We start from the raw sequence: 18,768 nt of genomic DNA, 5'->3' as shown, positions 1-18,768 counted from the left end.
AACCTGTCCTGAAACCGGAAACACCGAACGGGCGCCCATGGCGCCCGTTCGGTTTGGAGAATTGAATGTCGTTGAATCCTGATATCGCCGCGTTCCTGCAACTGGTCGGCAACGGCCGGGCCAGCGGCAAGCGCGTGGGCATGCATGAGCTGACCCCGGAGCAGGCCCGTGAGCAGTTCGATCAATCGTCGCTGCTGATGGACGCCGGCGGCGAAGACCTCGCCGTCGTCGACGAGCTGCGCTTGCCGGTGCGCGACGGCGCGCTGCTGGATGCGCGGATCTACAGCGACCAACCGCTACAGCCTGGGGCCAAGCGCCCGGCGCTGCTGTACTTCCATGGCGGCGGCTACGTGGTCGGCAGTCTCGATTCCCATGACTCGCTGTGCCGGGCATTGGCGTCGATGGCCGGTTGCGTGGTGCTGTCGGTGGCTTACCGGCTGGCGCCGGCGTTCCGTTTCCCGACCGCCGCCGACGATGCGCGGGACGCCTGGGACTGGCTGGTGGGCAGCGCCCAGGACCTGGGCATCGACACCGCCCGCCTGGCGATCGCCGGCGACAGCGTCGGCGGCAGCCTGGCGACGGTGCTGGCCGCGCAACTGACCCAGGCGCCGGTGCGGCCCCTGTTGCAGGTGCTGATCTATCCGGTCACCGACGCCAGCCGCAGCACGCCGACCATCGAGCGTTACGCCGAAGGCTATCTGCTGGAGAAGGCGTCCCTGGAATGGTTCTACAGCCATTACCAGCGCAGCGCCGAAGACCGCCTCGACCCGCGCTTCTCGCCGCTTTTGGGCGAGCCGTCGGCGCAGGTGGCGCCGGTGCTGCTGGTGTTGGCCGAATGCGATCCGCTGCACGACGAGGGCGTGGCGTATGCCCGTCATCTGCAGGCGGCGGGGGTGGCGGTGGAGCTGAAGGTCTACGAGGGCATGACCCACGACTTCATGCGCATGGGCGCGATCGTCGATGAGGCCGAAGAGGCGCAGCAGCACATCGCCGAGCGGTTGAGGGCGGTGTTCGGCCTGTAGGCTGCATGTTGAGGGACGGAGAAGGCCGCTGACAGCGGCCTTTTTTGTGGGCGGGGCTTTTGTGGCCGGTGGAATCGCAGACAGCAAAACGCCGGCAGATGCCGGCGTTTTGCATGACGCGGGACGTGTTACCAGTTGTAGGTCACGTCGGCGGTCATGGTGCGGCCTTCGCCGTAGTAGCAGTCCAGCGTGCTGTTGCAGCTGGCGACGTATTTCTCGTCGGTGAGGTTTTCCAGGTTCATCTTCACTTTCACGCCTTTGATGTGCAGCGGCGATTTTTCCAGGTCGTAGGAGACCATGGCGTCATACACGGTGTACGACGGGATCTGGAAGGAATCCTCTTCGTAGTCCGAGCCGTAGCTGCTGCGCACGTAGCGGGTGCCGAGGCCCATGCCCAGGCCGGCCAGCGAGGTGGAGAGGTCGAAGTCATAGTTGATCCAGGCCGACGCGGTCAGCGGCGGGCTCATGGCCAGGGTGCGGCCTTCGCGGCCGTCGTTCACGCTGCGCCACTTGATCTGGTTGCGCGACACGGACGCCAGCACGCGCACGTTCTGGGTCACGTTGACCTTGCCTTCCAGCTCAACGCCGCGCGAACGCACCGAACCGCTCTGGTTGCTGAAGCCAGGGTTGAGCAGGTCGTTGGTGAGCATGTTGTTCTGGTCGATCTGGTACGCCGACAGCTGGATGAAGCCGTCGATGGACTTCGGCTCGTACTTGATGCCGACTTCGTACTGCTTGCCTTCGGTCGGCTCGAACCCGCGGCCGTTGAGGTCGGCGCCGGTCTGCGGCAGGAACGACTCGGCGTAGCTCACGTACGGCGTCATGCCGTTCTCGAATTCGTAGCCGAAGCCGGCGCGGCCGGTGAACTTCTCGTCCTTGATGTTGGAACGGTTGCCGCCCAGCGGTTCCTTGTTGATGGTCTCGGCCCAGTCGTAGCGGCCGCCCAGGGTCAGGAACCACTGGTTCCAGCGCATCTGGTCCTGGGTGTACAGGCCGGTCTGCTTGACGGTGTTGTCCCACTTGTACGGCTGGCGGAAGTTGAACTGGCTGCCGTAGACCGGGTTGTACAGGTCGATGGCGGGGCCGGTGCGGTCGTAGCGGCCGAGGAACTTGGAGTTGAAGTGGTAGTAGTCCACGCCCAGCAGCAGGGTGTGGTCCACGTCGCCGGTCTTGAACTTGGCCTGGGCGATGTTATCGATGCCGTAGACCGTGTTGTGCTGGGCCCAGTCCACGCCGTAGCGGGTCTGGTAGCTGCCGTCATTGATGCCGGTGTTGGGGTTGGGCAGGAACGAGTAGCCGTGCAGCGGTGCGACGTAGCGGTCGTTGAGGTCGGCGTAGCGGGCGTTCTGCTTGAGGGTCCAGACGTCGTTGAGCTCGTGGGCCAGCTCGTAGCCGACCACGAACTGCTCGCGGTCGTACTTGTTCAGGCCCGGCTCGCCGAGGAACAGGCTGCGGCTGATGCGGCCGTTCGCGCTGCGGTGCACGGTGCCGTCGGCCGGCAGGCCTTGCGCCTCGGGGGTGTCGCGGTCTTTCTGGTACTGGCCGTAGACGGTGAGGCTGGTGCTGTCGTTCGGCAGCCAGGTCAGGCTCGGCGCGAGCAGCATGCGGTTCTGGTCGGCGTGGTCGATCTGCGAGTTGCTGTCGTTGATCACGCCGGTGAGGCGGTAGAGGAACTCGCCCTGGTCGTCGATCGGGCCGCCGAGGTCGAAGGCGCCGTATTTGCGGTCATAGCTGCCGCCGCCGATGATCACTTCGTGCAGCGGCGTGGCGGTCGGGCGCTTGCCGACCATGTTGACGATGCCGCCGGGCTGGTTCTGGCCGTACAGCACCGACGCCGGGCCCTTGAGCACTTCGATGCGCTCCAGGGTGTACGGGTCGATCTGCAGCGAGCCGCCGGTGCTGCCGCCGCCGTAGGGCAGGTGCAGGCCGTCGAGGTACAGCGGGGTCGGCGAGAAGCCGCGGGAGGTCGGTTCGTCGAAGATCTTCACCCGGTCGGAGAAGCCGCCGCCGGTCATGCCGGCGGTGTAGCGCAGGGCCTCGGTGACCGACTGCGAGCCGCGCATCTTGATCTCGTCCTGGGTGACGACGTTGATGGTCTGCGGGATCTCGTTGAGCGGAGTGTCGGTCTTGGTGCCGGTGGCGCTGCGCTTGGCCACGATCCCGTCGACCGGGCCCCAGGCCGATTCCTGTGCGGCGGTGATGCTGGTCGGCGCCAGGTCCAGGCTGGCGCCGCTGCTGCGCACGCGCAACGCGACGCTGTTGCCCTGGACGCTGTAGGCGATGTCCGTGCCTTGCAGCAGTTGCGCCATGGCGGCGGTCGGTTCCAGGTTGCCGCTGACGGCGGTGCTGCGCAGGCCGCTGACTTCGTCCGGGCTGTAGAGCACTTGCAGGTTGGTCTGGCGGCCGAATTCCTGCAAGGCGCTCCCCAGCGACTGGGCAGGAATGTCGATCGCCACGGCGGCGGCCTGGGCCATGCCGGCCATCGGCAGGGTCATGGCCAGCGCGCAAAGTGCCGGAAGCGTCGGGCGGAAGGAGCGGCGGATCAGCAGAGCCTTGGCGAGCGGGTGGAGTCCGTGCGGTGCGGGCATTGTTCTTCTACTCTTCAAAGTGTTGACTGAGAACTATTTCTATTAACTGTAAGTAAGACGTTGAGCCTCCGGAAAACCGGAAAGGCTCAACGCACTTTTTTTACGAATGTTTCACAGTCAGGCGGGTTGCGGCTCGGTGACCACTTTGCCGGCGTTCATGCGCACCAGTTGGTCGGCGATGTCGAAGTAACGGTCGTCGTGGGAGATGACGATGATGGTCTTGCCCAGGCGCTTCAGGTCCGGCAGCAGTTCCGTGTAGAAGATCCGGCGGAAGGTCGGGTCCTGGTCGGCGGCCCACTCGTCGAACACCAGCACCGGACGCTCTTCGAGCCAGGCGTTGATCAGCGCCAGGCGCTTGCGCTGGCCGGTGGACAGGTCGGTGGTGGTGAACGAGCCGTCGCGCACGCTGACCTTGTGGGCGATCTCCAGGCGCTGCAGGTATTTGTTGGCGTCGTCGGGAATGTGCGTGTCGCCCTGCACCACATCGTCGAACAGGTAGTAGTCGGCGAAGATGGTGGTGAACAGTTGGCGGTAGTCGTCGCGGGTGAGGGCGGTGACCGGTTGGCCGTTGAGGCGGATCTCGCCTTGCTGCGGCGCGTACAGGCCCAGCAGCAGCTTGATCAGCGTGGTCTTGCCGCAGCCGTTCTCGCCGACGATGAAGATGATGTCGCCCTGTTCGATCTTCAGGTTCACGGGCCCCAGGCGGAACGGCGCGGCGCCTTCCACGGTGGGGAAGCTGTACGACACGTCGGACAGCTCCAGGCTGTGCACCGGCGTCTTGCGGTTGCCTTGGTCGCTGAGCAGCAGGTGCGGCTCCGGCGAGGAGAACTGCTCGGACAGTTCGGCGATGCGGCGGAACGCGATCTGCGCGCGGCTGACGATCGGCAAGGTGCCGATGATGTGCTCCAGCGGGCCTTTCATGTACAGCAGCACCAGCACGAAGCCGCTCATCACCGCCTTGTCGGCGCTCGGCCACAGCGATTGCAGGGCCAGCGCCAGGCCGATCACCACGAAGAACAGCATCGAGCCCAGGGTCTTGGCGACCACGAAGATGTTCACCGAGCGCACCTGGGTGTCGCAGATGCGGTCGGCGGTGGCCTTGATGCCGGAAACGAACATGCGGTGCCGGCGCGGGCGGTGGATGCGCAGTTCCTTGGCGCCTTCGGCGACGGCGTTGTAGTGCTTCTGCAGCTCGTCCTCGTGGTCGCGGGCCTTCATGAAGCCCTGCATGCCGCGCCCGCGGGCGATGTACTGGATGACGGTGCCGATCAGGATCGCCGCCGCCATCAACAGGAACATCGGCCACGACAGCATCGCCAGGTAGCCCATGCAGCCGAGGGTGACGGTCAGGGAAATGGCCAGCGGCGCGAAGGCGAAGGCGAAGTCGCTGATGGTGTCGACGTCGTGGGTCAGCACCGGGATCAGGCGGTGGCTGCGGTAGCGTTCGATCTGCTCGATGGGCGCCGACAGCACCTTTTCGCCCAGCTCTTTGCGCAGCTTGGCGATGATGTGCTGGCCGACGAAGTTGGTGCCGATGTCGGAGAAGATCGAGCTGGCCAGCGCCAGCAGGCACAGGCCGGCGAAGGCGGCGACCACGGTGCTGGTCAGGCCGCCTTCGTCGTGCAGGGCGCCGTTGATCGTCGCCAGCAGGGCGGTGACGCTCAGGCCACCGACCATGCCGAGCAGGATCGAGCCGGCGACGATCAGCCGAAAGGGTTTGAGCAGGGCGAACAATTCATTGATCACCCCGCGTGTTGGTTTGCTCATGGAGGTTCCCTGCTTGAAAAAGCGGCGAAGGCCGACAGCGGTGGCGGCTTAGCCTGGGTGACGTAGAAGAGGGCGGGGGCGCGCCGCAACGGATCGCGCCCACCTGTAGAACGACTGGAGAGAGGGTTAATTTAGCGGTGCTGCGGGCTCACAGATCCCGGGCGACGCGGAAGCCGATCCAGTCGCCGCGCTCGGTCGGCACCAGCGCGTTGCGGTTGCCGGAGCGGGAGAACACCGGCGCTTCGCCCCAGTCGTTGCCGCGGATGCGCTTGAATTCGCACTTGCCGGTCTGCCAGGCGCTGCCGTCGTTCGGTGCGCCGACGTAGTTCTCGTTGTAGCAGTCGGCGGTCCACTCGTAGACGTTGCCGTGCATGTCGTACACGCCGAAGGCGTTGGCCGGGAAGCTGCCGGCCGGGGCGGTGAAGTTGTAGCCGTCCGCCGCGCCGTAGGTGTTGGCGTGCTTGGCGATGCTGTATTCCTTGCCTTCATCGAACGGGAACGGGAACGGTCCTGCGGTGCCGCCGCGGGCGGCGTATTCGCGCAGGGACTCGCTGACCAGGCGGTACTGCTTGCCGGTCTTCTTCGACAGCCACGCCACGTAGGCGTTGGCCTCGGCGAAGTCCATGCACACCGCCGGGTGGCGGTCGGTGTACTGCTTGCGCGGGTCGCTGCCTGCGTAGTCCGGAATCCCGGCCTTGCATGCGCGGCCCGGGCGGTCGTCGCCGTCGGGCATGCGGTAGCCGGTCTCTTGGAGGTAGGCGAACCATTCGCCCTTGAGCACCTGGAAGCGGCTGATGGCCAGCGGCTTGGCGAACGTCACCTCGTGCATCGGGCCTTCGTCGGGTTCGCGGCCGACCTCATCGTCCGGGGTGCCCATGGTGAAAGTGCCGGTGGGCAGCACGACCATTTCCGGGCAGTCCTTGCAGTCCTTGAACACCTTGCCCGGCGCCGGCGGGGTGGCGGCTTGGGCGGCGCCCGGCAGGAGGGCGGCGGCCAGGGCGGTCAGCGCCAGGGCCGGCAGGGCCTTCAGGGAAAAACGTCGCGGTTCGCGGTTCATTTCATGCCTCTCAAAAAGGAAATCGCCAAAAGGAAGCGGGAAGGGCGGGGTCACAGGGCCCGGTCGAGCACGGCCAGCAGGCGGTCGATCTGCGCCTCGTCGTTGAGCAGCCCCGGCGCGGTGCGGATCACCGGGCCCACGTCACGGTGCACGGCGTCGGCCACCACCCGGTTGGCCATCAGGTGCGCGGCGACCTTGTCGCTGTCCTTGCCCTTGACCCGGAAGAAGGTGAAGCCGGCGGAGAACGCCGGGCTCAGCGGCGTGACCAGTTCGATCTGCGGCCGCTGCAGCAGGCGTTGCTTGAGGTAGCTGTTGAGGGCGTGGATGCGCGCCTGCACATCGGCCTTGCCCAGCCGCAGGTGCAGCTTGAACGCCTCGCTCAAGGCCCAGCGGTGCTCGAAGGCGTGGAAGCCGCCGGGGGTCATGGTGGTGGAGAAATGCTCGGCTTCGGAAAACGTCGGAATGATCGGGGTGACGTACTTCACCTCCGGCGTGCGGCTGACCACGATCCCGGTGCCGCGCGGGCCGAACATCCACTTGTGGGTGCCGGCGATGAAGAAGTCGCAGTTCATCGCCGGGAAGCTCAGGTCTTCCACGCCGAAGCCGTGCACGCCGTCCACCACGTAAACGATGCGGTCGGCCTCGCTGCGGCCACGGTTGTGCTTGTCGACGAGGGCGCCGATGTCGGCCAGCGGCAGTTTCACGCCGCTGCCCGAGTGCACCCAGCACATGCCCAGCACGCGGGTTTCGGGGCGGATGCTGCGGTCGATGGTGGCCAGCAGCTGTGCCTTGTCGATTTTCTGCGGGTCGTCGAACAGGCGGATCTTGCGCACCCGGGTGCCTTCGCGCTCGGTGCGCAGCTCAAGGATGGTGTGGGTGGCGTAATGCTCGTGTTCGGTGGTGAGGATCTCCTGGTCGGCGCGCACCCGCACGCCGCCGTAGATCATCGCCAGCCCCTGGGTGGTGCTGCCGGTCAGGGCGATCTGCCGGGCGTCGGCCTGCACGTACTTGCCGGCCCAGGCACGGACTTCTTCCTCGCGCTGCTCGGTGACGCCCAGGTCCCAGTCCATCGACAGGCCGGGGTTCTTGTCGATCGCCGCCCGGTGCAGGGCGATGGCATCGCGCACGGGGCGCGGGTGGGTGGTCACCAGAAAGTTGGAGAAGTGCAGGTAATCCGGATCCTGGTCGAACAGCTGCCGCAACTGCGTCCACTTGTCGCCCAATGCCGATGCCAATGCCGGCGACTGGGCAGCGGCGGCCAGTTCCGGCAGGCCGGCGCCCAGCGGCAGTGCGGCGGCCAGCAGCCCGGCCTGTTTCAGGAATTCGCGACGGTTGCTCATGGCTTGGCGGCTTCCCGGTTCTGGGCCAGCGCAGGCCTGGCGGATTTCTCGACCTGATCCCACACCCGCAGGAAGTTGCCGCCCCACAGTTTGGCGATGTCCGCCTCGGAGTAGCCGCGCGACAGCAGTTCGGCGGTCACGTTGCGGATCTCGCCGACGTTCTCCCAGCCTTTGACGCCGCCGCCCTCGTTGAAGTCGGAACTGATGCCGACGTGGTCGATGCCGATCTTGCGCACGGTGTAGTCGATGGCGTCGCCCAGATCCTTGAGGCTGGCCTTGGGTTCCTCTTCGAGGATCGCGTAGAGCTGGCCGGCGTACTCGCCGAAGCGTTGTTCGGGCCACGCGGCGATGATCGGGTCGCCCGGCATCAGGGCCACGGCCAGGTTCGGCAGCGGCGGCAGGTCGAAGCGCTTGCGCAGTTCGTTGAGCTTGTCCTGGGTCTGCTGGGTCAGCGGGCGCAGGTACTGCGAGAAGCCGACGATCTGCACCACGCCGCCGCTGTTCTTGATCAGTTGCAGTTCCTTGTCGCTGAGGTTGCGCGGAATGTCGACCATGGCCCGCGGCGCCGAGTGCGACGCCACCAGCGGCGTACGGCTCAGTTGGGCGACCTGTTCCAGGGCCTTGGTGGACATTTGCGAGACGTCGATGATCACGCCCAGGTCGTTCAGGCGCTTGACCGCCTGCTTGCCCAGGTCCGAGAGGCCGTCGAGGGCGTCGGGCGAGTCGTTGAAGAACGGCAGCGGCCGCGAGGAGTCGGCCCAGTCGTTGTTGCCGATGTAGCTGAAGCCGAACATGCGCATGCCGCGGGCGGTCCACAGGTCCAGCTGGTTCAGGTCGTGGCCCAGCGGGTAGGCGTTGAGCATGCTGATGAAGATCGCGAACTTGCCTTCGCCGTGCAGGCGGCGGAAATCGTTGGCGGTGTAGGCGATGCCGACCTGGTTGGGGAAGTCGCGCACCATGCCGGAAATGATCTTGTAGCGGATTTCCTGCTGGTTGCGCGCCTCGTCGACGAAGCCGGCGGTGGGGCGGTGCGGGGCGTTGGCGCCGTTCCAGATCTCCGGCCAGCCGAAGATGGTCAGCGCCGCGCCCGACAGCCGCCCGCGGTTGGCCTTGACCAGGTCGAACTGCTCGCTGCCGTCCTTGTCGATCTCGTTGCCGGTGGTGCCGAAGCTCTGGGTGATGGTGATGTGGCTGTCGAACGACAGCATGTGCTCGTGCAGCGCCTCGGCCTGTTGCATCACTTTGTGCGGGTAGCCGGGATTGTCCTTGAATAAAGTGTCCCAGACCGCGAAGCCGGCGCCGGCGGCGACCGCCAGGGCCAGCGGCAGGCCGATGAAAAGAGCCTTTTTCGAACGTGGTTTTGTCATTGCCGTCTCAGTCAGGTTCGCTGTCGGGATGCAGGCGCAGAGGCCTTCGCTATCTGGGAAGAACGAGCGGTCGGCGACGGAATTTAGGCTGGCCGGCGAAGTGCCCGGCGCGGTGGGCCTTATGGGAGCGAGCCTGCTCGCGATGAGGGTCTGTCGGTGACATCGAGGTGGCTGATGCATCGCCATCGCGAGCAGGCTCGCTCCCACAGGGGGGGAGGTGCGGCGGCCCATTCGCGCGCGCACCGTAAATTTGTCCGCGCAGCAAACGTTCTTGCTGGGATAAGGCCTGCTTCAAGGCTGACACAGGTAGGGCAATGAGAATTTCTCGACGATGGTTCATGGCAGGCCTGGCGCTGACCGGCGCTGCCGTACCGGCGGCCTATTTCGGGCATCGCGAATGGACGAAGCCGGATCCGACGGTCACCCCCGGCGAGGCGTCGTTCGACGTGGCCGACGTGGCCGGGCAGCGTCTGGCCAATGCGCTGCGCGGGGTCTGGAAGATCCGTTTCACGGGGGCCGACGCCGGCCTCGAAGGGTTGCCGCCCAAGGGGCTCGAAGTGTTTCTGGACATCGGTCAGAAAGGCCGGGGTGTGTGCGGCTTTCTCGACACCCCGGAGCGTCTGCGCTCGGATGAAACACCCCGTTACCGAATTCTCGGCGACCTGGCCGGGGCTGACGCCTCGACGCTCAGTTGGCGCCTGATCGGCGCGGGCGGGCGGGTCGACTATGAACTGAACATGGTGCTCGACGAGGTCTGGGCCGATTTCGGCAATGCCGGCAGCGGCAGCCTCAGCGGCACGGTGCAGCGGCTGGACCGTTCGCTGGCGCTGCCGGCCCAGGATCACCGCTTCATCGCGGTCAAGTGCCTGTTCCCGGAGGCGCGCCAGCGCACGCCGCTGAACCCGACGCTGCTGGCCTGGCTGGTGTCGCCTGAGCATCGCCTGTTCCATCAGGTCTGGCATGCGACCCGGGACAAGTGGCACACCTTGTCCGAGGACAAGCGCAATGCCCTGCGCGGCCTCGGCTGGCAGCCCGGCCCGCGTGACCAGGAGCGTGACGCCCGTGGTCCGCGCAAGGACCGCAACGGCTCGGGGATCGATTTCTTCTTCATGCACCGGCACATGCTCGGCACGGCCCGCTCCATGCAGGACCTGCCGTCATGGGCATTTTTCCCGTTGCCGCAGCCGGAGCTGGTGCGTGACCGCCAGGGCTTCGCCCGCTACTTCGACAACCACGACGGCACCGCGCTGCCGCCGACCTGGCTGGCCGAAGGCGATGACGAGTACACCCAGTGGGTCAGCAACATCAAGACGGCCGAGACGTACCAGAGCAATTTCGAGGTCTGGGAATCGCAGTACCGCGATCCGCAGTACCTGTCGAAGCTGACCCTGGGCCAGTTGGGCTCGGAGATGGAACTGGGCCTGCACGACTGGCTGCACATGCGCTGGGCCTCGGTGCCGCGGGATCCGTCCAACGGTCAGCCGGTGCCGCTGGCCCGGGACCTGGACGACTTCGCCGCCCGCTGGTTCGCGCCGGAGAACGACTTCCTCGGCGATCCGTTCTCTTCCCATGTGAACCCGGTGTTCTGGCATTTCCACGGCTGGATCGACGACCGCGTCGAGGACTGGTTCCGCGCCCACGAGCGCTTCCATCCGGGCCAGGTCGAGCGGCTTGAGGTCAACGGTGTGCAGTGGTTTGCGCAAGGGCGTTGGGTCGAGGTGGCCGATCCGTGGCTGGGGCCGACCACCCATGGCTGCAGCACCACGCCGGGGCTGCAGGTGGGCAAGTCGGTGGAGATGGATCCGGAGACCATGAAACTGGCGCTGCGCATCACCTTCGGCGAAGACGAGAAGAAGCTCACCGAACTGTTCCGGCGCGTGCCGCAGCGGCCGTGGTATGCGCGCAACCTGAAGGCCAAGCAGAGCCAGGCCTGACCCGCGCGTCACCGTTCATTCGCGCACTGCCGGCATCGTAGATGTCGGCAGTGCCGGCCTCATCGCCAGCAGGCTGGCTCCCACAGGTTTTGGGGTGTGCAGGGCATTTGTGGCTGCCCCGGATCCCTTGTGGGAGCCAGCCTGCTGGCGATGGCGGTGGAGCAGGCAACAGAGATGCCGACAGTTCGGGCCTCATCGCTAGCAAGCTAGCTCCCACAGGTTTTTGGGGTGTGCAGTGCATTTGTGGCTGCCCCGGATCCCTTGTGGGAGCCAGCCTGCTGGCGATGGCGATGGCGGTGGAACAGGCAACAGAGATGCCGACAGTTCGGGCCTCATCGCTAGCAAGCTAGCTCCCACAGGTTTTTTGGGTGTGCAGGGCATTTGTGGCTGCCCCGGATCCCTTGTGGGAGCCAGCCTGCTGGCGATGGCGATGGCGATGGCGATGGCGGTGGAGCAGGCAACAGAGATGCCGACAGTTCGGGCCTCATCGCTAGCAAGCTAGCTCCCACAGGTTTTTGGGGTGTGCAGTGCATTTGTGGCTGCCCCGGATCCCTTGTGGGAGCCAGCCTGCTGGCGATGGCGATGGCGGTGGAACAGGCAACAGAGATGCCGACAGTTCGGGCCTCATCGCTAGCAAGCTAGCTCCCACAGGTTTTTTGGGTGTGCAGGGCATTTGTGGCTGCCCCGGCTCCCACAGGAGTTACAGCGCCCGCCACCCGCCTCCGAGCGCCTTGTACAGGGCAATGCTCGCCTGTAGCCGCGACAGCCGCAGTTGCACGTTCGAATCCTGGGCCGCGTACAGGGTGCGCTGGGTCTCCAGCACTGTCAGCAGATCCTCGGCGCCGGCCTGGTAGCGGCTCTGGGCGATGTTGAACGCGGTCTGGGCCTGGTTCAGTTCTTCGGTCTGCCACTGGCGCTGTTCGTCGAGCCCCCGAATGCTGTTGAGGGCTTTTTCGACGTCGGCAAAACCGCTGACGATCGCGCCGCGGTAGGTTTCCAGCAGTTCTTCCTGGCGGGCCGTGGCCTTGTCGCGCTCGGCGCCCAGGCGGCCGTTGTTGAAGATCGGCGCCACCAGCCCGGCGGTCAGGTTGTAGAAGGGGCTGCGAACCAGGTTGCTGAACCGGTTGGCGCCCGAGCCGAGCTGGGCGGTCAGGGTGACGGTGGGCAGCATGGCGGCGCGGGCCACTTTCACGTCGGCTTCGGCGGCGGCCAGTTGCGCTTCGGCGCGGGCGATGTCGGGACGGCGGCTGAGCAGGTCGCTGGGGACGCCGGCCGCGATGGTCGGCCAGGTCAGCCGGTCGAACGGTTCCGGCGACGGCGCCAGCGCCTGCACGGGTTGGCCGAGCAGGACGGCGAGGCTGATCAGCGCTTCCTGGGCCTGTTGCTGCACCAGGGGCACCTGACGCTCCTGGGCGGCCACCAGGCTTTTTTGCTGGGCCAGTTCCAGGGCGGTGGCCGAGCCTGCGTCGAAGCGGGTCTGCACCAGCTTCAGCACGCTGCGGGCGTTGGTCAGGTTCAGTTCGGCGATGCGGCTGCGTTCGCCCAGGGACAGGGCCTGCGCGTAGGTGTCGGCGACGTTGCCCAGCAGCGTCAGCTCGACGGTCGCCCGGTCGAACTCGCTGGCTTGCAGGCTGAACCGTGCGCTGTCCCGGGAGGCGCGCTTGCCGCCCCAGAAATCGATCTCGTAGCTGGCGCTCAGGTTGGCGTCGAAGTAGTCCACAGCCTTGTTGCTGTTGTCGGCGTCGAGCTGGCTGTAGCCGTTGCCGCGCAGCAGCTTCTGCCGGTTGGCGTTGGCCCCGGCCTTGATCTCGGGCAACTGCGAGCCGCCGGCGATCACCGTGGCGGCACGGGCCTGACGCACCCGGGCCATGGCGGCGGCCAGGTCGTGGCTGCCGAGCCGGGCCTGTTCGATCAGACGGTCCAGCTCGGGGCTGCCGAATTGCGTCCACCACTGCGCGTCGTGGCGGGCGGTGGCGTCGGAGTGGGGCGATTGCCAGGCGGCAGGCGGTTGCAGGCCGCTGTCCGGACGCTGGACGTGGCTGGAGCAGGCGCTGAGCATCAGGCACACGGTCAACAGGCTGAGGCGTGGTTTCATCAAGCGATCATTCACTGGTAAGGGCCGTGACCGGATCGAGCCGGGCGGCTTTGCGGGCGGGCATGAAGCCGAAGACGACACCGGTCACTAGGGCGCAGCCGAAGGCGCCCAGCACCGCCATCAGGGAAAACGCGACGGCGACTTCGCTGAGGATCAGCACGCCGCCGATGATCAGCGCCAGGGCGATCCCGGCGAGGCCGCCGACCACCGACAGCATCACCGCCTCGGTGAGGAACTGGCGCAGGATGTCGCGCTGGCGGGCGCCGGTGGCCATGCGGATGCCGATCTCGCGGGTCCGTTCGCGCACGGTCATGAGCATGATGTTCATCACGCCGATGCCGCCCACCAGCAGCGAGATCGCCGCGATCGAGCCGAGCATCAGCGACAGGGTGTTCTGCGTGCGGGCCTCGGCCTGGATCATCGCGGCGTTGTTGGTCAGCTCGAAGTCCTTCTTGCCGTTGTGCAGGCGCAGCATCAGTTGCTCGATGGCGTGCTCCGCTTCCTTGACCTTGCGCGCGTCGGCGGCGGCGATGGCCACGTATTCCGGATTGCGCGTGCCGAACAGCCGGACGCTGGCGGCGGAGTAGGGGATGGCGATGCGGTCGTCGCTGTCCTGGTCGCCGGAGCTGGCGCCCTTTTCCTGGAGCACGCCGACCACCTGGAACGGCACGTTCTCGATCAGGATGTACTGGCCCAGCGGGTTGGCGACATCCTTGAGCAGCTTGTCGCGCACCTTCTTGCCGATCACCGCGACGGCCGTGGCGTTGCGTTCGTCGGCCTCGGTGAAGTAGCTGCCCTCGACCACCGGCCAGTTGAAGATCGCCGGGAAGTTGGTGTCGTTGCCGCCGACATAGCTCAGGTGGTCGACGTTGCCGAAGCGCACCCCGGCCTCGGCGCCGTTGACCGGCATGATGCGTTTGACCTGCGGCAGGCTGGCCAGCGCCGCGACGTCGTCCAGGGTGACGATGCCGGGCGGCGTGCGCGGGTTGGGGGCCGAGCCGCTGAGGTAAATGATGTTGGAGCCGAACGCGCCCATCTGCGCCATCACCTGGCGCTTGCTGCCTTCGCCGACCGCCAGCATCACCACCACCGAGGCCACGCCGATGATGATGCCGAGCAGGGTCAGGGCGGTGCGGAAGCGGTTGATCCACATCACCCGCCAAGCGGCGTGCAGGGCGTCCACCAGTTCGCCTTTCCAGGCGCCGTTGGCTTGCGCGCCTTCGGCCAGGCGCTTGCGCAGGTCCACCGCCTGCAGGGCGCCGGGGTTGGCGGCGGCCTGGACGGCGGGGGCGTCGGCGGCGCTGTCACTGATGATCAGGCCGTCACGGACTTCGATGATGCGCTTGGCCCGGGCCGCGACTTCGCGGTCGTGGGTGATGAGGATCACCACGTGGCCCTGGCCCGCCAGTTCATCGAGCAGCGCCATGACTTCCTTGCCGCTGTGGCTGTCGAGGGCGCCGGTGGGTTCGTCGGCAAGGATGATGTGGCCGCCGTTCATCAGGGCGCGGGCGATGGACACCCGCTGCTGCTGGCCGCCGGAGAGCTGGTGCGGACGGTTGCCGGTGCGCGTGGCCAGGCCGAGGCGGTCGAGCAGGGCGGCGGCGCGGGCGTGCCGCTCGGCCGCTGGCGTGCCGGCGTAGATCGCCGGCATCTCGACGTTTTCCTGGGCCGAGCCGGACGGGATCAGGTGATAGCCCTGGAACACGAAACCGAACGCTTCGCGGCGCAGCCAGGCCAGTTCGTCGCTGTCCAGGCCGGCGACGTTTTCGCCGGCGAAGCGGTATTCGCCGGACGTCGGCCGGTCGAGGCAGCCGAGGATGTTCATCAGCGTCGATTTGCCGGAGCCCGACGCACCGACGATGGCCACGAACTCGCCGGCGTGGATCGACAGGTCGATGCCGCGCAGCACGTGGACTTCAGGGGCGTCGCCGCCGCCGTAGGCCTTGCGGATGTCCCGCAGTTCGATCAGGGGCGTCTGCATTCAGCCTCCGTTGCCGTCGGCGGGGCCGATCAGCAGGTGATCGCCCTCGTTCAGGCCTTCCAGCACCTGCACGTTCAGGCGGTCGCTGATACCGGTGCGCACTTCGCGGGGCTGCACCTCGCCGTTGGCGGCGACCACCCGGGCGGTTTGCAGGCCGGCGGCGGCACTGCCCTGCAGGGCGGCGACCGGCGCGGTGAGCACGTCCTTCGCCTGGCCGGCGACAAAGAACACCTGGGTGGTCATCTCGGCCATCAGGGCGTTGTCGGCGTTGTCGACATCCAGCAGCACGGTGTAGAGCACCACCCGGGCGCTTCCGCTTTTGCTGGTGCTGGCGGGGCTGCCGCCGCCCTGGCTGGTCTGGTCCAGCGGCTTGGGCGGCACCGGCAGGATCTGCCGCACCGTGCTGCTCCAGCGCCGCTGGCCGCCGCTCAGGGTGGTGAAGTAGGCGCTCATGCCCGGTTTGACGTGGCCGATGTCGGCTTCCGAGACTTCGGCCCAGACCGTCATCGGCGACAGCTTGGCGATGCGCAGGATCAGCGGCGTCTGCTGCTGGGCGTTGAGGGTCTGGCCTTCGCGGGCGTCGAGGGCGACGACGGTGCCGGCCATCGGCGCGAAGATGCGCGTGTAGCCGAGTTCGGCCTGGTCGCTGCGCAGGCTGGCTTCGGCCTGGCGGATCTGTGCCTGGATCATGTCGATGCGCGCCTGGGTGGCCTTCAGCTCGGCGCGGGCGGTCTGCACGTCTTCTTCGCGGGTGGCGCCGCCGGCGGCGAGGTGCTGCTGGCGTTGGTGCTTCTGCTGCGCCAGTTCGTGCTGGGCCTTCTGTTCCTGCAGCTGCGCCTTGAGGTTCTCGATGGAGAAGCGCCCGGCGTCGAGCTTGGCCTTTTGCGTGGACGGGTCGATCTCCACCAGCAACTGACCTTCCTTGACCGTGTCGCCGACCTCCACATGGATCTTCTTGATCTGGCCCGAGGCCTGGGCGCCGACGTCCACGTAGCGTCGCGGCTGCAGGGTGCCCAGGGCGGTGACGCTGCTTTCGATGTCGCCGCGGGTGACTTGCACGGTGGCGAACTTGTCCCGGCCGGGGGGCAGCATCTGCCAGGCCGCATAGGCGGCGACGGGGATCAGACAAAGGGTGGCGAGCAGGGCGCGTCGGGCGGGGCGGGGACGTTTCATGCAGGGTTCCGGCCAGTGGGAATCGGCCCGTCGTTCACGGGGGTGCGCAGGATCGGGCACCGCTGAACACTGTCGCAGGGCGCGGCAGAGACGGGGAGCTGTCCTGTTAACGAGGGGTGGGCGAGGGAATTTAAGCGGGGACACACGATGTTACAGGTATAGGACGGGACTATTTGTCGGGCAACGTGAAACATCACTTTAAATCTATATGAGAATTACTATAAATTACGCGCCTCAAGCTGCCACTATCTTGCTAGCGCCCGTCGCGGGTTCCCGGATCAGTGTGCCCAAGGACAGAAACCGCACCGCTGCGGCGGGGAGCCATGTTGGAAAACTACTATCGCGAGCTGGTGAGTTTCCTGAATGCCAGACTCGGCAACCGCCAGGTCGCCGAAGATGTGGTGCATGACGCCTATGTGCGGGTGCTGGAGCGCTCCAGCGACACGCCGATCGAGCAGCCCCGGGCCTTTCTCTACCGCACGGCCCTGAACCTGGTGATCGACGACCACCGGCGCAACGCCTTGCGTCAGGTCGAGTCCCTTGAGGTGCTCGACAGCGAAGAGCGCTATTTCACCCCGTCCCCCCACAGCACGCTCGACCACGGCCAGCGCCTGGAGATGCTCCAGCGTGCATTGGCGGAACTGCCGCCGCTGTGCCGCGACAGTTTCCTGCTGCGCAAGATCGAAGGCCTGTCGCACCCCGAGATCGCCGAGCACCTGGGCATTTCCAAGGCGCTGGTGGAAAAGCACATCGTCAACGCCATGAAGCACTGCCGGGTGCGCATCAAACAATGGGACGCCCATTGAGCCGCCGTCGTTAAATTTTATTTCACTGTCCTCGTTCCTACTCAACAGACGACCTGCTGTCCCGCTCGGGGCCGGCCGGTCACGTAGGCTCTTCCTCCCCGCTGCGTTGGGGTTCATCCAGAGGACACTGGAAATGACACAGGCAATTGCATCGCCCATCGTTCACGATCTGATCGGCGTCGGTTTCGGCCCTTCGAACCTGGCGCTGGCCATCGCTCTGCAAGAGCGCGGCCCGACCCAGGGCGAACTGGATGTGCTGTTCCTCGACAAGCAGGCCGACTACAGCTGGCACGGCAACACCCTGTCGACCCAGAGCGAGCTGCAGATCTCCTTCCTCAAGGACCTGGTGACCCTGCGCAACCCGACCAGCCCGTACTCGTTCGTCAACTACCTCAAGCAGCACGGGCGCCTGGTGGACTTCATCAACCTCGGCACCTTCTACCCGTGCCGCATGGAGTACAACGACTACCTGCGCTGGGTCGCCGGGCAGTTCACCGAGCAGAGCCGCTACGGCGAAGAAGTGCTGACCATCGAGCCGGTGCTGCACAACCAGCAGGTCGAAGCGCTGCGGGTGATCTCCCGTGACGTCCAGGGCCAGCAGTTCGTGCGCACCGCCCGCTCGGTGGTGGTCAGCGCCGGCGGCACGCCGCGCATTCCGGAGGCGTTCAAGGGCCTGAAGGGCGACGCCCGCGTGTTCCACCACTCCCAGTACCTGGCGCAGATGGCCAAGCAGCCGTGCGTCAACAACCAGCCGATGAGCATTGCGATCATCGGCGGCGGGCAGAGCGCGGCGGAAGCGTTCATCGACCTCAACGACTCCTTCCCGTCGGTGCAGGTGGACATGATCCTGCGCGGTTCGGCCCTGAAGCCGGCCGACGACAGCCCGTTCGTCAACGAAGTGTTCTCGCCGGAATTCACCGACCTGATCTTCCAGCAGAAAAGCAGCGAGCGTGAGCGTCTGGTCAACGAGTACCACAACACCAACTATTCGGTGGTGGACATCGACCTGATCGAACGCATCTACGGCATCTTCTACCGCCAGAAGGTCTCGGGCGTCGCCCGTCACATGTTCCGCACCCTGACCACCGTCGAGAAGGCTGTCGCCACCGACCGCGGCATCGAGCTGACCGTGCGCAACAACGCCACCGGCGAAGTCACCGTGCGCCACTACGACGCCGTGGTGCTGGCCACCGGTTACGAGCGCCAGTTGCACCGCCAGTTGCTGGCGCCGCTGGAAGAGTACCTGGGCGACTTCGAGGTCGACCGCAACTACCGCCTGATCACCGACGAGCGCTGCAAGGCCGGCCTGTACATGCAGGGCTTCTGCCAGGCCAGCCACGGCCTGAGCGACACGCTGCTGTCGGTGCTGCCGGTGCGGGCGGACGAGATCGCCGGTTCCCTGTATGAGCACGGCAAGCACCGCGGGCACAGCCGTTCGGTGGCGGACCTGCTGTTGGCGACCGCCAGCTAAGACCGCGGCGCCTTCAAGGCCGTCACCGCGAGCAGGCTCGCTCCCACAGGGGATCTCCAGCGGACACGGAAGGTGTGTCGAACGGCGATCCGGTGTGGGAGCGAGCCTGCTCGCGTTCGGCCCCCGGCAATCCCAACCTGAACCTTTCCTGAACCCTTCCTGAAAAG

12 protein-coding genes are annotated in these 18,768 nt (G+C 66.4%); 4 read left to right on the top strand and 8 right to left on the bottom strand.

Annotated elements, in window-relative coordinates; all coding sequences use genetic code 11:
- Nucleotides 1-65: 65 nt before the first annotated feature.
- Nucleotides 66-1,022 (top strand): alpha/beta hydrolase, encoded by a 957-nt coding sequence (locus CAG33_RS09760; protein ID WP_085638149.1) that lies wholly within the window; start codon nucleotides 66-68, stop codon nucleotides 1,020-1,022.
- Nucleotides 1,023-1,150: 128 nt separating this feature from the next.
- Here CAG33_RS09760 and CAG33_RS09755 read toward each other — a convergent pair whose 3' ends face one another.
- From CAG33_RS09755 to pvdM, 5 genes are all read right to left on the bottom strand, one after another.
- A complete protein-coding gene (locus CAG33_RS09755; protein WP_085638146.1) occupies nucleotides 1,151-3,610 on the bottom strand; it encodes a TonB-dependent siderophore receptor in 2,460 nt (819 codons plus the stop codon).
- Nucleotides 3,611-3,727: 117 nt separating this feature from the next.
- Nucleotides 3,728-5,377 (bottom strand): cyclic peptide export ABC transporter, encoded by a 1,650-nt coding sequence (locus CAG33_RS09750; RefSeq protein WP_085638143.1) that lies wholly within the window; start codon nucleotides 5,375-5,377, stop codon nucleotides 3,728-3,730.
- A 148-nt stretch (nucleotides 5,378-5,525) separates the two neighbouring features.
- Nucleotides 5,526-6,434, bottom strand: a complete 909-nt coding sequence (locus CAG33_RS09745; protein ID WP_085577535.1) for a formylglycine-generating enzyme family protein — start codon at nucleotides 6,432-6,434, stop codon at nucleotides 5,526-5,528.
- Nucleotides 6,435-6,484: 50 nt separating this feature from the next.
- Nucleotides 6,485-7,774 carry an aminotransferase class V-fold PLP-dependent enzyme gene (locus tag CAG33_RS09740; RefSeq protein WP_085577534.1) on the bottom strand — a complete coding sequence of 430 codons (1,290 nt, stop codon included), beginning with the start codon at nucleotides 7,772-7,774 and terminating at the stop codon, nucleotides 6,485-6,487.
- Nucleotides 7,771-9,141, bottom strand: coding sequence for a pyoverdine-tailoring dipeptidase-like protein PvdM (pvdM, locus tag CAG33_RS09735; protein WP_085638140.1), 1,371 nt, complete (start codon nucleotides 9,139-9,141; stop codon nucleotides 7,771-7,773). The genes CAG33_RS09740 and pvdM overlap by 4 nt, the downstream gene beginning before the upstream one ends.
- A 314-nt stretch (nucleotides 9,142-9,455) precedes the next feature.
- Between pvdM and CAG33_RS09730 the strand changes: the two genes are divergently transcribed.
- Nucleotides 9,456-11,075, top strand: coding sequence for a PvdJ/PvdD/PvdP-like protein (locus CAG33_RS09730; protein ID WP_085638137.1), 1,620 nt, complete (start codon nucleotides 9,456-9,458; stop codon nucleotides 11,073-11,075).
- A gap of 700 nt (nucleotides 11,076-11,775) precedes the next feature.
- Here CAG33_RS09730 and CAG33_RS09725 read toward each other — a convergent pair.
- The 3 genes from CAG33_RS09725 to CAG33_RS09715 are packed head-to-tail and all read right to left on the bottom strand — an operon-like array spanning nucleotide 11,776 to nucleotide 16,324.
- Nucleotides 11,776-13,170 (bottom strand): efflux transporter outer membrane subunit, encoded by a 1,395-nt coding sequence (locus tag CAG33_RS09725; protein ID WP_085638134.1) that lies wholly within the window; start codon nucleotides 13,168-13,170, stop codon nucleotides 11,776-11,778.
- A gap of 7 nt (nucleotides 13,171-13,177) precedes the next feature.
- Nucleotides 13,178-15,151 carry a MacB family efflux pump subunit gene (locus CAG33_RS09720; RefSeq protein WP_085638131.1) on the bottom strand — a complete coding sequence of 658 codons (1,974 nt, stop codon included), beginning with the start codon at nucleotides 15,149-15,151 and terminating at the stop codon, nucleotides 13,178-13,180.
- A complete protein-coding gene (locus tag CAG33_RS09715) occupies nucleotides 15,152-16,324 on the bottom strand; it encodes an efflux RND transporter periplasmic adaptor subunit (protein ID WP_085631412.1) in 1,173 nt (390 codons plus the stop codon).
- A gap of 323 nt (nucleotides 16,325-16,647) precedes the next feature.
- On the opposite strand from CAG33_RS09715, the gene CAG33_RS09710 reads away from it, so the two are divergent.
- Both CAG33_RS09710 and CAG33_RS09705 read left to right on the top strand, forming a co-directional pair.
- Nucleotides 16,648-17,130, top strand: coding sequence for a sigma-70 family RNA polymerase sigma factor (locus tag CAG33_RS09710; protein ID WP_085577528.1), 483 nt, complete (start codon nucleotides 16,648-16,650; stop codon nucleotides 17,128-17,130).
- 133 nt (nucleotides 17,131-17,263) lie between these two features.
- Complete coding sequence (locus CAG33_RS09705; RefSeq protein WP_085577527.1) at nucleotides 17,264-18,601, top strand: lysine N(6)-hydroxylase/L-ornithine N(5)-oxygenase family protein; 1,338 nt, start codon at nucleotides 17,264-17,266, stop codon at nucleotides 18,599-18,601.
- Nucleotides 18,602-18,768 lie beyond the last annotated feature (167 nt).

Origin of the sequence: Pseudomonas sp. B3(2017) (assembly GCF_002113595.1) — a bacterium.
GTDB classification, from domain to species: domain Bacteria; phylum Pseudomonadota; class Gammaproteobacteria; order Pseudomonadales; family Pseudomonadaceae; genus Aquipseudomonas; species Aquipseudomonas ekonensis.
This window is presented reverse-complemented; position numbering and strand designations above follow the sequence as displayed.

Coding starts and splice junctions, on each gene's coding strand:
- CAG33_RS09760 (WP_085638149.1), top strand. CDS start 66: ATGTCGTTGAATCCTGATATCGCCGCGTTCCTGCAACTGGTCGGCAAC.
- CAG33_RS09755 (WP_085638146.1), bottom strand. CDS start 3,610: ATGCCCGCACCGCACGGACTCCACCCGCTCGCCAAGGCTCTGCTGATC.
- CAG33_RS09750 (WP_085638143.1), bottom strand. CDS start 5,377: ATGAGCAAACCAACACGCGGGGTGATCAATGAATTGTTCGCCCTGCTC.
- CAG33_RS09745 (WP_085577535.1), bottom strand. CDS start 6,434: ATGAACCGCGAACCGCGACGTTTTTCCCTGAAGGCCCTGCCGGCCCTG.
- CAG33_RS09740 (WP_085577534.1), bottom strand. CDS start 7,774: ATGAGCAACCGTCGCGAATTCCTGAAACAGGCCGGGCTGCTGGCCGCC.
- pvdM (WP_085638140.1), bottom strand. CDS start 9,141: ATGACAAAACCACGTTCGAAAAAGGCTCTTTTCATCGGCCTGCCGCTG.
- CAG33_RS09730 (WP_085638137.1), top strand. CDS start 9,456: ATGAGAATTTCTCGACGATGGTTCATGGCAGGCCTGGCGCTGACCGGC.
- CAG33_RS09725 (WP_085638134.1), bottom strand. CDS start 13,170: ATGAAACCACGCCTCAGCCTGTTGACCGTGTGCCTGATGCTCAGCGCC.
- CAG33_RS09720 (WP_085638131.1), bottom strand. CDS start 15,151: ATGCAGACGCCCCTGATCGAACTGCGGGACATCCGCAAGGCCTACGGC.
- CAG33_RS09715 (WP_085631412.1), bottom strand. CDS start 16,324: ATGAAACGTCCCCGCCCCGCCCGACGCGCCCTGCTCGCCACCCTTTGT.
- CAG33_RS09710 (WP_085577528.1), top strand. CDS start 16,648: ATGTTGGAAAACTACTATCGCGAGCTGGTGAGTTTCCTGAATGCCAGA.
- CAG33_RS09705 (WP_085577527.1), top strand. CDS start 17,264: ATGACACAGGCAATTGCATCGCCCATCGTTCACGATCTGATCGGCGTC.